At 41.0% G+C, this 13,697-nt stretch carries 15 protein-coding genes and 2 pseudogenes; 10 read left to right on the forward strand and 7 right to left on the reverse strand.

The window, feature by feature from the left end; genetic code table 11:
• Positions 1–579 carry a phycobiliprotein lyase gene (locus tag ACFG4S_RS31770; RefSeq protein ID WP_392532839.1) on the reverse strand — a complete coding sequence of 193 codons (579 nt, stop codon included), beginning with the start codon at positions 577–579 and terminating at the stop codon, positions 1–3.
• 183 nt (positions 580–762) lie between these two features.
• On the opposite strand from ACFG4S_RS31770, the gene ACFG4S_RS31775 reads away from it, so the two are divergent.
• Complete coding sequence (locus ACFG4S_RS31775) at positions 763–1,587, forward strand: pentapeptide repeat-containing protein (RefSeq protein ID WP_392532840.1); 825 nt, start codon at positions 763–765, stop codon at positions 1,585–1,587.
• 455 nt (positions 1,588–2,042) lie between these two features.
• Positions 2,043–2,456 (forward strand): alternative ribosome rescue aminoacyl-tRNA hydrolase ArfB, encoded by a 414-nt coding sequence (arfB, locus tag ACFG4S_RS31780; protein ID WP_392532841.1) that lies wholly within the window; start codon positions 2,043–2,045, stop codon positions 2,454–2,456.
• A gap of 341 nt (positions 2,457–2,797) precedes the next feature.
• Here the strand turns inward: arfB and ACFG4S_RS31785 are convergent, their stop codons facing one another.
• Together ACFG4S_RS31785 and ACFG4S_RS31790 are read right to left on the reverse strand one after the other, a co-directional pair.
• Complete coding sequence (locus ACFG4S_RS31785) at positions 2,798–2,998, reverse strand: hypothetical protein (RefSeq protein ID WP_392532842.1); 201 nt, start codon at positions 2,996–2,998, stop codon at positions 2,798–2,800.
• Between the two features lie 166 nt (positions 2,999–3,164).
• Positions 3,165–3,827, reverse strand: coding sequence for a HEAT repeat domain-containing protein (locus tag ACFG4S_RS31790; protein ID WP_392532843.1), 663 nt, complete (start codon positions 3,825–3,827; stop codon positions 3,165–3,167).
• 201 nt (positions 3,828–4,028) lie between these two features.
• On the opposite strand from ACFG4S_RS31790, the gene ACFG4S_RS31795 reads away from it, so the two are divergent.
• From ACFG4S_RS31795 to hetL, 8 genes are all read left to right on the forward strand, one after another.
• Positions 4,029–4,616, forward strand: coding sequence for a phycobilisome protein (locus tag ACFG4S_RS31795; protein WP_392532844.1), 588 nt, complete (start codon positions 4,029–4,031; stop codon positions 4,614–4,616).
• A gap of 561 nt (positions 4,617–5,177) precedes the next feature.
• Positions 5,178–6,041 carry a phycobilisome rod-core linker polypeptide gene (locus tag ACFG4S_RS31800; RefSeq protein WP_392532845.1) on the forward strand — a complete coding sequence of 288 codons (864 nt, stop codon included), beginning with the start codon at positions 5,178–5,180 and terminating at the stop codon, positions 6,039–6,041.
• 37 nt (positions 6,042–6,078) lie between these two features.
• Positions 6,079–6,837 carry a phycobilisome rod-core linker polypeptide gene (locus ACFG4S_RS31805; RefSeq protein WP_392532846.1) on the forward strand — a complete coding sequence of 253 codons (759 nt, stop codon included), beginning with the start codon at positions 6,079–6,081 and terminating at the stop codon, positions 6,835–6,837.
• Positions 6,838–7,573: 736 nt separating this feature from the next.
• The gene (locus ACFG4S_RS31810; RefSeq protein ID WP_392532847.1) at positions 7,574–8,110 is read left to right on the forward strand and encodes a phycobiliprotein lyase; all 537 of its coding nucleotides are present in this window, start codon (positions 7,574–7,576) and stop codon (positions 8,108–8,110) included.
• 135 nt (positions 8,111–8,245) lie between these two features.
• Entirely contained in the window at positions 8,246–8,875 is a 630-nt protein-coding gene (locus tag ACFG4S_RS31815) for a chromophore lyase CpcT/CpeT (RefSeq protein WP_392532848.1), read from the forward strand.
• Positions 8,869–9,207 (forward strand): CpeR family transcriptional regulator, encoded by a 339-nt coding sequence (locus ACFG4S_RS31820; protein ID WP_392532849.1) that lies wholly within the window; start codon positions 8,869–8,871, stop codon positions 9,205–9,207. Before ACFG4S_RS31815 ends, ACFG4S_RS31820 begins: the two co-directional genes overlap by 7 nt.
• Positions 9,208–9,740: 533 nt before the next feature.
• Positions 9,741–10,748: a phycobilisome rod-core linker polypeptide gene (locus ACFG4S_RS31825; protein ID WP_392532850.1), complete on the forward strand. Its 1,008-nt coding sequence runs from the start codon at positions 9,741–9,743 to the stop codon at positions 10,746–10,748.
• 146 nt (positions 10,749–10,894) lie between these two features.
• Entirely contained in the window at positions 10,895–11,605 is a 711-nt protein-coding gene (hetL, locus tag ACFG4S_RS31830; RefSeq protein WP_392532851.1) for a heterocyst differentiation pentapeptide repeat protein HetL, read from the forward strand.
• A 79-nt stretch (positions 11,606–11,684) separates the two neighbouring features.
• Here hetL and ACFG4S_RS31835 read toward each other — a convergent pair whose 3' ends face one another.
• The 4 genes and pseudogenes from ACFG4S_RS31835 to ACFG4S_RS31850 form a co-directional block, all read right to left on the reverse strand.
• Positions 11,685–12,266 (reverse strand): hypothetical protein, encoded by a 582-nt coding sequence (locus tag ACFG4S_RS31835; protein WP_392532852.1) that lies wholly within the window; start codon positions 12,264–12,266, stop codon positions 11,685–11,687.
• Positions 12,267–12,318: 52 nt separating this feature from the next.
• Positions 12,319–12,423: pseudogene (locus tag ACFG4S_RS31840) on the reverse strand (IS1 family transposase); the annotation flags it as partial.
• A gap of 291 nt (positions 12,424–12,714) precedes the next feature.
• Positions 12,715–12,834: pseudogene (locus tag ACFG4S_RS31845) on the reverse strand (4Fe-4S binding protein); the annotation flags it as partial.
• Between the two features lie 21 nt (positions 12,835–12,855).
• On the reverse strand, positions 12,856–13,692 hold the full coding sequence (locus ACFG4S_RS31850) for a radical SAM protein (protein WP_392532853.1): 837 nt from the start codon (positions 13,690–13,692) through the stop codon (positions 12,856–12,858).
• Positions 13,693–13,697 lie beyond the last annotated feature (5 nt).

Consider the following 13,697-nt stretch of genomic DNA (forward strand, 5'->3'; position numbering starts at 1 on the left):
CTACCTACTATGATTCCGAGCGATCATTTGCTCTAGCACTTCTTGAGAAACACATCGACGCTCAGAACAATAAGTCATCAAATTTACTCCGTTCATCATTCGCACAGTACTAACCCTGACACGAAAATCATCTGTGACAAACCAACAACGTTCTTGACCTTGGTTATTGTCATAATCAGTATTAATTGTTAGCACTCCATCATCAGCAAACTGATACCGACTTACAACCGGAATGCTTTCTACATATCCTTGGTTGCGGATTAATTTTCCAGAACGTTTGGTTTTGTCGTCAGGAATGTCAACTAAAATAGCAGCATTATCAGTATTCGGTAGCCTTGTATCTAGGTTCGCTTGCCATGCAAAGCTAGCACCCCCAGTTGCTTTAGTAGGTTCTATTCCCTGGGCTTTACAGACTTCTTGGACTTTGGGATCGTCTTTTTCCATGACTTTAACGATCAAATTTGATTCACCCGACTCATCCGCCGCCGAGTCAAAGTGATGAACGGAACGTTCCGTAAACCATGTCCCCTCACTTTTACGAAAGAAGTCAATCATTGACAAAGGTGGTATTAAATGCATCTGTGTTGAAACCTCGTTTTTTAAAAGTAAAGTTAGGAGTAGAGACGCGATTAATTACGTTTTGACAGGAACTAGGAATCAAATTCGTCGAGATATCTTTCGTTTTGGTTCTGGTAATTTAGATCGATGTCAATTTAGCTAAAGTGTAGAATAACTCCAAAAGTTCTACTTTTATCAGCTACTATGACAAATAGTGAAATTCAACTTATTACTAGCGAACGCCCCAGTCCAACTCCAGAAATCTTAACAGCCCTAAAAGCAGGACTTCCTCTAGAAAAAGTAGATTTGAATGAATTCAATCTGCGGGAAGTTGATTTACGACAGGCTAATTTGAGTAAAGCCAAGCTACTAGGAGCAGATCTCAGTGAGATGATATTGAGTAATGCAGATCTGAGTGGGGCAGATTTACGAGGTGCTAATCTGTGTGGAGCTGATTTGAGTGGAGCTAATTTGCAGGGAGCTTATTTAAACCGCGCTAACCTTCAGCAAGCTAATCTCAGTGGCGCAAATTTGGAGGGAGCTAAACTTCAAGTAGCGCGTTATGATACCCAAACGAAATGGCCGCCAGAATATAACTATAAAGCTTCTGGAGCAGTGGGTCCAGGTGCGAATCTCAACGGCGCTTATCTCAATACTGCTTCTTTACGCAATGCAGATTTACAAGGTGCTAATCTGCGTGGAGCTTACCTAAGTGGGGCGGACTTGACTGGAGCTAATTTAGAAGGTGCGGCTTTAAGCGGTGCTGACTTAAGTAAAGCTTATTTAACAGGGGCTTGCTTGCGAAATGCTCGATTGACTGGAGTTGATTTGCAGGGTACAGATTTGCGAGCTAGCGATCTTACTAACGCAGAGATGGAGTATCTTCATAGTATAGCTGGAGCAGATTTTACTCTAGCCCAAGGACTCACAGAAGTAACTAAAGCCATGCTTCACAGTCGTCCATCTTCAGAACTCGATGTTTGGAACGCCTATACTCGCCAAACAACCCGTGAAAGTTTAAGTAATTGAAAAGGAGTTGTATTCTGTCCGATTGAAGACTTATCGTTAAGAATGATGCGGGGACACGGAGACTGTTTTTGACAAGTGATTAGGCGGACATGATATTAGGAGTTAGGAATAAAGACTCAAGAAGACTCCATCTATATGCGATAGAATCCTCCTGACTCCTGACTTATGGAATAGAATTCAGGAGTCATAACTCACTTGGGTATGTATTCTGACCCAATACTTTTCGGTTAAGGGGGAAAGGGGAAAGGGAAAGGGTTTGAATTTCACTTTCCCCATTGCCCTTTAACCATTCCCCAGACCAAAAAAGAGATTATTGGGTTTAACCGAAAAGTATTGTATTCTGACCGAAAAAGCAGATAGCACCACAGAGATGAGTGAGACGCTACGCACAAACGCTGGTTAGACAATCAAGACAATCAGAGCCAGGGAAATCAGCTTTGTTATATATTTAAGTTATGCTGCAAATCTCAAATACTATCATCATCCCTGATACCGAACTGGAAATTAGCGCCATTCGTTCTCAAGGAGCAGGAGGTCAAAACGTCAATAAGGTTTCTACTGCTATCCACTTACGCTTTAAGATTGAGGCTTCATCATTACCTACTTTTTATAAAGAACAACTTTTGAAGCTCAATGACCGACGCATTAATCAAGAGGGAGTTATTGTCATTAAAGCACAAGAACATCGCAGTCAGGAGCAGAATCGGGAAGAGGCTTTGAAAAGACTTGAAGAACTTATTAAGAGCGTAGTTGTGCTGAAGAGAAAACGCAAACCCACCAAACCAACTCGCAGTTCTCAAAAAAAACGTCTTGATAGTAAAACTAAGCGAGGACAGATTAAGTCCACAAGAAGCCAAGCTATTGATTAATATACGATGTTCCTTCTGGAACCTTGATGAGCGATCGCATTTAAGTCAAGTGACACAAATAAAGCTAACTGGTAGGAATCATCATTTTTCATTTATCCTTCATCCTTTTTAAGAGTTTCAGGCGTATTTACGTTTCTTAATATAGTTTGCTTTATTCTTGCCTACTTAATATGTGTCCGCATAGTCCAACTGAATAAAAAATGTTCGTAGTAAGGACTTTAGTCCTAGTTTTGGGGACTTCAGTCCCCACTACAAACTGTTTATTATGGGTGATTTCGCGGAGTTCATATAAGTCCTCAACCGGACATGATATTACTTAGTCCATTATGGAGAATCTGGGTTCATAACGCCTGCCAGTTCTGTTTGAGAAGTGCTAAGAATGTAGCATATCCCTCAGAAAAACCAGGCGGATCGGGTAGAACATATTGTGGAAATTCTTTGTACGATCGCCAAGGTTCTGAAGCATCATACCGCAAATATAAAGCACATTCTGATGAACCTGGTAGTCGCCAAGTCATTTGCCCAGTTGGTATATCAGTCACATATGTCTCCCGATCTCGAAAAAGGTGATCTTTTCTTCCAGACTTTCCCAGGCTGCCCGGATGATTTTTCTCAAAAAGTTTCAAACATATTAGCTATTGTTGACTTCAGTTTTATCTCATCATTAAAATTATTCATAATAACCCCGAAGAAGTTGACTGCGTTCTATTATTGTGGTAGCAAGTCTTCTAAAGCAGCTCCGACAACTCGGTGATCCTCATCTTGTCTGAGTTGGTTCAAGGCTGCTTTTGCTCGATCTTCGTCAAATTGTTTGAGGGCATAGGCAACTCGTACCCGCATTCGCCAAGATTCAGCATTTACCAGGGTTAGTAGTTGAGATAATGCCGCAGTATGTTGGCTAGAATCAGCTAATAACCCAAGTACATCAACAGCCGATTCCTGAACTGTGAAATCTTCATCTTTTAAACCGTGAACGCAGATATCAAATAATTCTTCAGGACAATCCATTTCGGCGATCGCAGCCAAAATACTACGCCGCACTAACCAGTGATCATCCTGGTAAAATGTTAGGACTAAATGAGAAACTGCTACTCTACCAAATAGCGATAAAGAATTTGCTGCCTCAGCTCGCACATTGGGCGTGTCGTCAAATTTCATAATTTGCATCAAAGCAGCAAAAGATTCTGCTGATTGCTGGTTACCCAAACCCCTCGCCACAAAAGAACGCACCAAAAATTCTGAGTCATGCAGTTTACTCGTCAAAAGAGGAACTGCAATTTCTGATGCATAATCATTGAGTGCAGCGATCGCCTTTAAACGATACTGAAAATCTGGATTTTTTAGTTGAGCTTTTATTTTCTCGATTTCCATAGGTGCATTTGCTAGGGTTATTCTTTACTTTATTTTACAAATGTCAAAAAATAGCGATCGTATTTGGGAAGATTACTAGGGAATGGGGAATGGGGATTGGGGAATAGGGACTGGGGAATAGGAATTAAAAGTTAATAACCCAGTACCCAATACGCAATCCCCAATCCCTAGTACCCAGTACCCAATCCCCACTACCCACCCATGACTCAATTAACCGAAACCGTTAAGCAATTAATAGCTAAAGCCAGAATTGTCAGCTTTATTGAGTGGGAACAGTCCCATCCTCAAGCTGCGATCGCTATATTCCAAGCTGCTGATGATAATCTTCGCTATCTGAGCGATGAAGATTTGCTACAGATTAAAACTTTATCACCCAATAATGCAGGTTTGATACCTGTTGCTGAATTATTACGCGATCGCGCAGCCGAAATCGTTGATGAAGCTAGAGAAAAAGTTTTGGCAAGTTATCCAGAAATTATCCAGCCTGGAGGGGGTCTTTATCCACCCGAACGCGCCCAAGCTTGCTGGCGAGATTTTTGGCATTTTCTCCGCTGCATTACCTATGGGATTGCAGGTTGCCACACTGAATATACTAGTCCCACAGGACTACATTATATGAATTTGCTTTATCAGGAATTACAAGTTCCAATCGAAGCAATGGTTTTGGGTTTAAAAAGCATCAAAACTGCTAGTTTGAAATGCTGCAAACCGAATCAGCAAGAAACTCTTGCTCCCTATTTTGACCATTTAATCACCCAACTGGCTACTTTCAAAATTCAATCGTCTTGAAAACTTTATACCAACGCTTCAGTTAAGCGTGTTCCTTCTCTAACGAGACGCTGCGCGTAGCTTGCTTCTCCAGAGGAGTACGCAGTTCGTTAAAAAATTGACTTTGATAAAGGGTTTTATACCAATTCTGTATGAAGATGCGCTAAACCATAAGTTCTAGCGATCGCAAAGCCATATTGATTGATTTCGGTGGATTACAGAGAAATCGCAGAAGTTATTAATAGTAACTCTCAACTAGAGGATTTTTCCGGGAGCAATTTAGAACACTTTTACATACTCCACACTGCTGTCTTTCCGTCAATGACCAATGAAGTACTAAAAAAAGCTGTAAATTCTCTAAAGTATCATTTAACTTAATAATTTTTAACAAATATCGCTTCAGCATCGTATCAGAATGTGTAAAGGCAAACGATGCAAAAAACTCAAAAAACTTAAATAATAGAAGCAAAGAGAACTTTTAAAGATTCTATGTTTCTTCTTTTGTCAAGTAATGTAAAGTTTTTTAACATCTGCTGAACATTGTTCTCATAAAATTTAGTTGTTAACTCGGAGATAGTTTGAATGGCTTTCGGACCAGCATCACGATTAGGGGTCGCTTTGTTTGAAGATACCGATCCTATCGATCTGTGGCCAAGTCGCTCTAATGAGGAAGTTGAAACCGTAATTAGATCCGTTTACAAGCAAGTTCTGGGCAATGCTTATGTAATGGAGAGTGAGCGGCTCGCCATTCCTGAATCCCAACTCAAAGGGGGTGAAATTAGCATTCGGGAGTTTGTGCGTCAAGTTGCTAAGTCGGAACTTTACCAATCGCGGTTTTTTGATAGCTCTCCTCGTTATAGAGCGATCGAGTTGAATTTTAGACATCTACTTGGTCGTGCGCCATTGGATCTAGAAGAAACGCGGATACACAGCACTATTCTCGATACAAAGGGCTTTGAGGCGGAGATTGATTCCTATATAGACAGCGACGAATATCAAGAGACGTTTGGGGAAAACATCGTACCTTATATTCGAGGCTACAAAACTGAAGCTATCCAGGGTTTGGTTCAGTTTACCCACTTATTTCAACTAGTACGTGGTTCTTCTAGCAGCAGTCTGAAAGGTGACTTAGCTGGTAAGCAGCCAAAATTGAACAGCCTCCTGATTCAAAATACACCTACCCCTGTGGTTTCACCAGCTAGTGGTGGTGCAACATTCCGCAATCCCACCTCTGCTCCTCGCACTCGTCAAGGTGTGGGATCTAGTGAAGACGGTAAGGTTTACCGGATTGAAGTCACTGGCTACAAGGCGAATGCAGTAAATCGCATTTCCAAGTTTCGCCGCAGTAACCAGGTGTATTTCGTCCCTTACAATCAGCTCTCAGAAGAGTATCAGCGCATTCACAAACAAGGCGGTATCATCGCCAGTATCACTCCTGTGAACTAGAGAATCTAACTACAAACTAAGCTTGGGGAAAAGATAAATGGGAAGCATAGTTATAAATTCCTCTAAGGTAGAGCTATGGGCAACTAGCTCTAATGAAGAACTCGAAGCAGTGATTCGAGCCGTCTATAAGCAGGTTTTAGGTAACGCTCACTTGTTAGAAAGTGAGCGCCTTGTGACTGGGGAATCACAACTGCGCGATCGCAAAATCAGCGTTCGTGACTTTGTGCGAATGGTTGCAAAATCCGAGATTTACCGCGCTCGGTTTTTTGAAACCACTGCTCCCTATCGGTTCATTGAACTAAACTTCAAACATCTACTAGGTCGCGCTCCCCTGGATCAAACAGAGATTTCTGAGCATATTTGTCGTACCATTGAAAATGGTTACGATGCTGATATCGATTCTTATATCGATAGCCCTGAGTATGAAGCTGCTTTTGGTGAAAACACTGTACCCTACTATCGCGGAAACAGTAGCCAAGTAGGACAAAAACAAGTCGGTTATAACCGGATTTTTGGACTTGTTCGTGGTGTAGCCGAAAGCTCAAGTAGCATCAAGTCCTCTCAGTTAGTGTACTCAGTAGCAACCAATACTGCTAACAAGATTACACCAACCTCTGTAATTGGTAGTACTGAAAAGAGATTTAAGATCCTCGTTCAAGGTGGAAGTGGAAAATTTGACAAACCCAGCCGCCGTACTATAACCGAATACATTGTCTCTGCTAGCAATATGACACCGCAAATTCAGCGGATCAATCGCACTAGTGGAAAGATTGTTAGCATCACAGAGATTGTTTAAAAAATAGGTATTGGGTATTGGGTATTAGGTATTGGGCATTGGTTATTCTCTTTGTCTGCCCAATCCCTAGTACCCAGTACTTAGTCCCCAGGTTTCATTAAAAGCAAAATCAATTTTTTTCAATTTAGGATTGTGAATTTATCTAACTATCAATCCTCATTGAATAAGTCGTTTATCTTAATTCAATCCTTGATTAACCAACTACGATATCGTCTGAAATTCAAGCTTTTCAAAAGTTTTAATCCACTAAGTAGTGAGATGTGTTATTTTTAGCTCACTTACTAAAAAATAGTGCATCTGTCAAAAGTAAAAACAATTTACAGAACGACAGAAAATTTCACCATTGATAGTGGTGGGATGGTTTGAAAATCCATTTAATTAACATTGATTTGTCTAATTCAGGGGAGTGGGGAGACAAATTTAGGAGACTAACATTATGTCAGGTTGAAGACCGATCATTAGGCTTGACACCCTGACACGGGGACGCGGAGAGATTTTAATCATAAGGGACATCCAAAAATTAAATTACTCAATTTTTGCATCCAATTAGGAGCAGGGGGACAAGGTAGCAATATTTCTCCCTTGTCTCCTCCTCTTCCTTGTCTCCCAATTCTCCCTTGTCTCCCAACTCCCGAATGCAGTTGTAGTCAAGGAGGCTACCATATAAACTGAGAGAATAATCTTTGAGCCGATATTTTTCTTAGATTGTAAGCTGTTTTCTCCGATCGCTTTTGTAATGGAAATTACCGAATTCTTTGAACTTTCAATTGGAAAATGGCGATCGCAGCGTAGCGGTCATCATTTAGCATTCGCCCATTTTGAAGAAGTGTTGTCTAACATTGACATTGAGCCTCTATCTACCGACGATCCGGCGGTGCTAGAAGTCTGTAAATTGTATGATACTAATCCCGCCAGTATCACCCACCCCTTTCGCATGACTTGGGAAGGTGAATCAGACTGGGATGATAAACCAATCTCTGGTACTACTGTGCTAGTACCAATTCCCGATGTCGAAAATCCTTCTAGAGGCAAACTCCTCCGAGACAAGGGATATGCGGAAACAATCCCCGCAGTGGCTAAATATCATCTGAGTGACGATGGTATTTTTACTCTGCTAACTACTTATGACCTCGCCGCTGCAGAAGAGCGAATTTGGTTTGCTAACCCAAATCTCCGATTTCGAGTAGCAATGATTAAAACCAGCGATGGGAAAGGTGTAACAACAGCTTCCTTTTCTTCAGAGATTCGCTCTTTGTCAAATTTAACCAGTTAGCAGTGTTCACTGATGACTGATAGCTGAAAACCTGTCAACAGTCAACAGTCAACAGTCAACAGTTAAACACTATAAATAAAGAGTGTTTTTTAGCCCACATCGGCTTATCTAATTTTATCACTCCTGAGGTTGAATATGACAATAGCGCCCAGTGACTCTAGCACTAAGGCTAGCGATTTGCTTACCTTAGCTTGTTGGATGGCAGGAGATTTTAGCAACCAAAAGCAATCTTTTGCAAATCCTCAACTTTACGCGCACATTCACATTTTTTTTCGTCCTTTACCATTTGAGTTTTTTTCTGCCATTGGTTTTTATTCGGAACAAGTATATGACCACGATTTATGGACACCCTATCGCCAGGGAGTACATAAATTAGTTGATTGTGGCGATCGCATTTATATCGAAAATTACAGCTTGAAAGATCCTATACTTTATGCAGGCGCTGCTCGTGAATTAGATATCCTCAAAACCATCACCGCAGAAAGCATTCAACGGCGCTATAACTGTTCGATGGTTTTTGTCCGAGAAGATAAAATGTTTCGCGGTAGTGTCGAACCGGGTAATGAATGTGTAATTAGCCGCAATGGTCGCCAGACATATCTTGTTAGCGAAGTGGAAGTAACTGAGCATACTTGGCTAAGTTTAGACAGAGGCATGGATATTGAAACCCATGAACAAATATGGGGATCAACTGCTGGACCTTTGCGCTTTGAAAAACGAGAAAGTTTTGCTGAGGAATTATATGCAGTGAGCGCTTTATGTTAATTCAGCTTGAATGTATTAAAACTAAAATGTTACCTCCACAGGCTGAAAAAAAAATGCGTTGCTGGATTCGCAGCCGCCACTTGATTTGTTCTGGTAACTTTTTTATATTCGAGACATTAGAATATACGACAATTGAAAGATTTTCAGAATGTGTTGCTTCTTTAGGAGGAAGTGTAATATCTGTTGACCCCATTAATAAAATTTGGATGGGCGATCATCGCCAAGTTATTCTATATCAGGCAAAAGCAAGTTTACATACACCTCATCACACATTGAAACAATACTGGATAAAATATGGTGGATTCTATACTAGATTTGATGTGCGTCCTTGAGAGATGCTGTACTTAGCTTGCTTCGACTTAGGAATATGCTCTAATTAAAAGTTCCAACATAAGTCTTGAATTTTGAATTCCTCCCAAAGAGGGTTGACGGCTAACTATTAATGTCTAACTGCTAATTTTGATGATGATTGGCTGTTATTTATTAACCGTTAGCCGTCTCAGTTTGTTAGAAAATGTAACTGAAAAATATCCCAGAACTTGATAACTTAATCTTAAGCTGATGCACATCTAAAGTATATAAACACTCTTGATGGTTGTTAACCGTTGACTGATGACTGTTGACGGGTTTTCAGTCATCAGTCATCAGTAGACTTCTTGCAAAAGTCGGGGTAAAGGGGAAGGGGAAAAGGGTAAAGAAACTCAAAATCCTTTCCCTTTAACCTTTTCCCTTTTCCCTCTCTTGCAAAAATATATTTTTGCAAGAGGTCTAGTCATCAGTCATCAGGTAAATGTACAAATTAAATGCGTAACAGCTTATCTATTGTTCCCAACCATTAGTCACACCTATCCCCACCAACTGAACTATGCAAAGACTTTCAGATGATGAAATTAGACAGAGCCAATATCAAGCATATTCCCAGATAGAAACAATTGAACTGCGGTCTGGTGCTTCAGTTGATGATATCGAAATTGTCATTCAGGCTGTTTATCGCCAAGTGTTGGGCAATGCTTACGTGATGGAAAGTGAACGGCTCATTGTTCCAGAATCACAATTCAAGCAAGGGATAATTAATGTTCGTGAGTTTGTGCGCCAGGTTGCCAAATCAGAGTTGTATCGCTCCAGATTTTTTAATAACGTTTATCGCTACCGGGCGATTGAATTGAACTTCAAACATCTGCTAGGTCGCGCTCCTGAAGATTACTCCGAGACCACCTATCACAGCAACATTCTAGACGAACAGGGTTTTGAGGCGGATATTGATTCTTACCTTGATAGTGACGAGTATTTAAAAGCCTTTGGCGAGAACATAGTGCCATATTACCGGGGCTACAAAACCCAAACGGGTGCAAAAATATTAGAATTTACCAATATGCTGCAACTAGTGCGGAGCAATTCTAGCAGCGACAAGAACTTAACATCAAATAATAAACCTCAGTTGGTGCGATCGCTAATTACCAATACTCCTTACGGTAAGCTCAAACAAACAGATGTTGGTACATTGTTAGCCGATCTGTTCAAGCTCAAACCAGAATCTAGCACAGATCCATTTAATACATTTATTGCAGCTAGTACAACAGCCGAACAAAGCTTGCGCCAAAAAATTCAAGAACAAGAAACCCAGATTACAGCTTTACAACAACAACTAGCGGAGTTACGACCCTTTGCCAGCATTGGTACAACACAATTCAGTAGTAGTTGGCAGTCTTCTAGTTATCAAAGTACAGACGAATACACATCTTTGCAACAGCAAACCGATGGTCTTGCAAAACAGATTACTTCTTTGCAAGAGCAAATCGCTGATACCCGACGCTTTGCCGCAGTTGGAGAAGCTCGTTTGAATAAGTGGCGCAGTCGCGTTTTTAATGGCTAAAGTGAGGTGCATCTGCTTCTCGTTCTGCATACAATTTGTAGTTTTCAGCCGAAGATAGTTAATTAAAGCGATCGCAACATCTATAAAACTGCGATCGCTTTAGTCACTTACAGCACAGCAATTGTAAATTAAAGGTTGTAACTATAATGGACGTAGATGAAATTTTCAAACGCTATGCTGCTGGAGAAAGAAGCTTTCAGCGAGTAAATCTGCAAGAAGCAGATTTAACCAATGCAAACCTCAGAAGCGCAGATTTTAGCAATGCCGATTTACGTCAGACACGACTTGGTAAAGCCAACTTCAGCCAAGCATGTTTGCGGGAGGCCAACCTGAGTGAAGCGATCCTCTGGGGAATAGATTTAAGTCAAGCAGACTTGTATTGTGCCATTCTGCGTGAGGCTGATTTGACTGGTGCAAAGCTGGTTCAGACACGTCTAGACAAAGCCAACTTAATCAAAACTAGTTTATGTGGTGCTAATTTAAATGGTGCAAAACTTTCTGGTTCTCTACTAATTCAAGCAGATTTACGTCCTAGTTCCAATCAACGCACAGATTTGGGATATGCGGTTTTAACTGGGGCAGACTTGAGCTACGCTGACCTGAGAGCGGCTTGTATGCATCATACTAACTTAGATGGAGCGAAGTTATGCCGGGCAGACCTCAGTCGAAGCATCCAGTGGGGAGATTTGGCGACGGATCTTAGTGGAGCCAGTTTGCAAAGAGCAGACTTGAGCTATGCTGACCTCAATGGTGCGATTCTGCGAAAAGCCAATCTGCAAACTGCTGTAACTGGAGTTATTCTCACTAACGTTGATTTCCAAGGAGCGATCATGCCCAATGGTACAATTTATGATTGAAGATGGGCGATCGCACTCGTTGCTGACAAGTCGAAAATCATCAACAATTTGTCAATAAGTAATAGTGCTTAAATTATTGCTAAAAATCGGCGGAGAAATTAAAAAAGAATACTGTAAAACCCAACATTAGCAATAGATGAGGAATATTCTTGAATAGCGATCGCTTCGTAATCCGCAAAAGTGGATAGGGACTGAACACCATCACTGACAGTAGAGTAACACCTTGCAAGAACTGAGCCACGTCCAAACTCCAGGTGAGCGTCGGTAAGTCTGCACCACTGTAACCTAGTGTCCGTGCGAAAACTGGGAGAATCTGCCCTGCTTCAGTCATCGCAGCAGGAATATAATGGGTCAGATTGGCTGCTAGCGTTAACGGTAGATAGGCATAGATGACGGTGAGATAGTCTGGTTGTTCGGAATCGACAAGACGGGCGATCGCTTGCAGTGCCTCTGCTGGCAATTGTCCCCAAACCGGATGAAAACTCAGCCAACTTTGACAATCTTCAACAACCTTTTCATCAACAGTCACATTATCTGTTATCAACGGCAATGGTTGCTCCACAATTGCCGCCACAGGTTGAGTTTGAAAGGTTGCAATGGATTCTGTTTCCAAATTCAAGCCTTGCTGAATGGACAGATGAATGTATTTATTTAGGGACAATTTGATACCTCAAATATTGAAGTAATAATTTAATTAAGTATCTCAGCATTTATTCGGTCTTAGAATAGCACAAGTTTTTTTGGTCAAGGCGTGCAATATCATGACTTAGCCTTGTATTTTCATTTTTAACAGGTGTCACATATGTTTGACTCATAATTGGGATAGGCGTTCACATAATTTAAGAAGTTACTACTCCCGGTTCTCTCATTTTTTTTGGAGTTCGAGAAATTACCGAAAAACAGAAAATCTTCGTTTAGTAATGGTTTTAGCCATTTCCCTAAATTTACCTTGAACTACCACCCTGCTCTAAAAACTCTATTTTTATGCGATGCCTACGGCGGTAAACTACGCGCAAAGTCGGGACTATAGTACGTTTGTATCGTAAACTAGAACCCCTACTAAATCGTTCAGCTTTTTTCTAACTCAATTTAAAGTCGGCGAACCGGGAGTTATTACACAAAGTAGGATCAATCCAGTATTCACCTTGTATAACTTTGATCGCACCTGTAGGACACTGAGGAAGGCAATTGTAACACTGAATACAGCACTTAGTAATGGCGTAGGGCATACCAAAGCGATAGGATATTTTTTAGTTGGAAGTCCCTAACTGTAGCAAAGCCCTTGGAGGACAACGGACTGGAATTTTAGTAACTTCGTAAATTTGTTTAGCTAGCGCAGTTAGTACCTTAGGACTGACACATCTGAGATTTTGACAAACATAACTGCTGGATTCTGTGACGTTATTACCCCTAGCATCCAACTGACGAACCAAGACACGGGGGCGAGAAGGAGTGTTGAGTTGAATTTCGTCAGGTTTAATATGTTGTAATAGTTGGATATAATCTCTTAGAATGTCTGGTTTCCAAGGAGATAAGACCATCGTTTGAATAGTTAGAAATCCCTGGTATTCTTGCCGAAATTGCTCGATGCCCGCCAGTATATCGGGTAAATCAATTGTCGCTACAGGTTGGTTAACTCGCTGTAGTTGATTTGATGAAATGGCATCTAGTTTCACAGCCACAATGTCTGCCAGTTTCAAAGCACTGCGTACTGTGCCATCGCCTAGTAAAGTACTATTTGTCAAAACTATAGTTGGTCGTTTTGTGACTGTTTTAACAGCAGCCAGGATTTCTGCTAAATTCAGCGCTAAGGTTGGCTCACCGCTACCGCTAAGGGTGACTGCATCCACATCTTCCCACGACGTAATTGCTTGTAAGTCACGGAAGATTTGCTCTGTAGGTACAAAAATCTGCCGCTGACTTATATGCTTTTGAATTTTTCCCAATTGGCAGTAAACACAGTTAAAAGAACAGGTAGATACCATACCAATAAGGTCAATACCCAGCGAACTCCCAAATCGCCAAGATTTGACAGGACCATAGACAGAAGAAAACTGTGGATCTGGCAGAGATTGTATTGCATTCATATTTG

This window comes from Nostoc sp. C117, from assembly GCF_043099735.1.
GTDB lineage: Bacteria > Cyanobacteriota > Cyanobacteriia > Cyanobacteriales > Nostocaceae > Nostoc.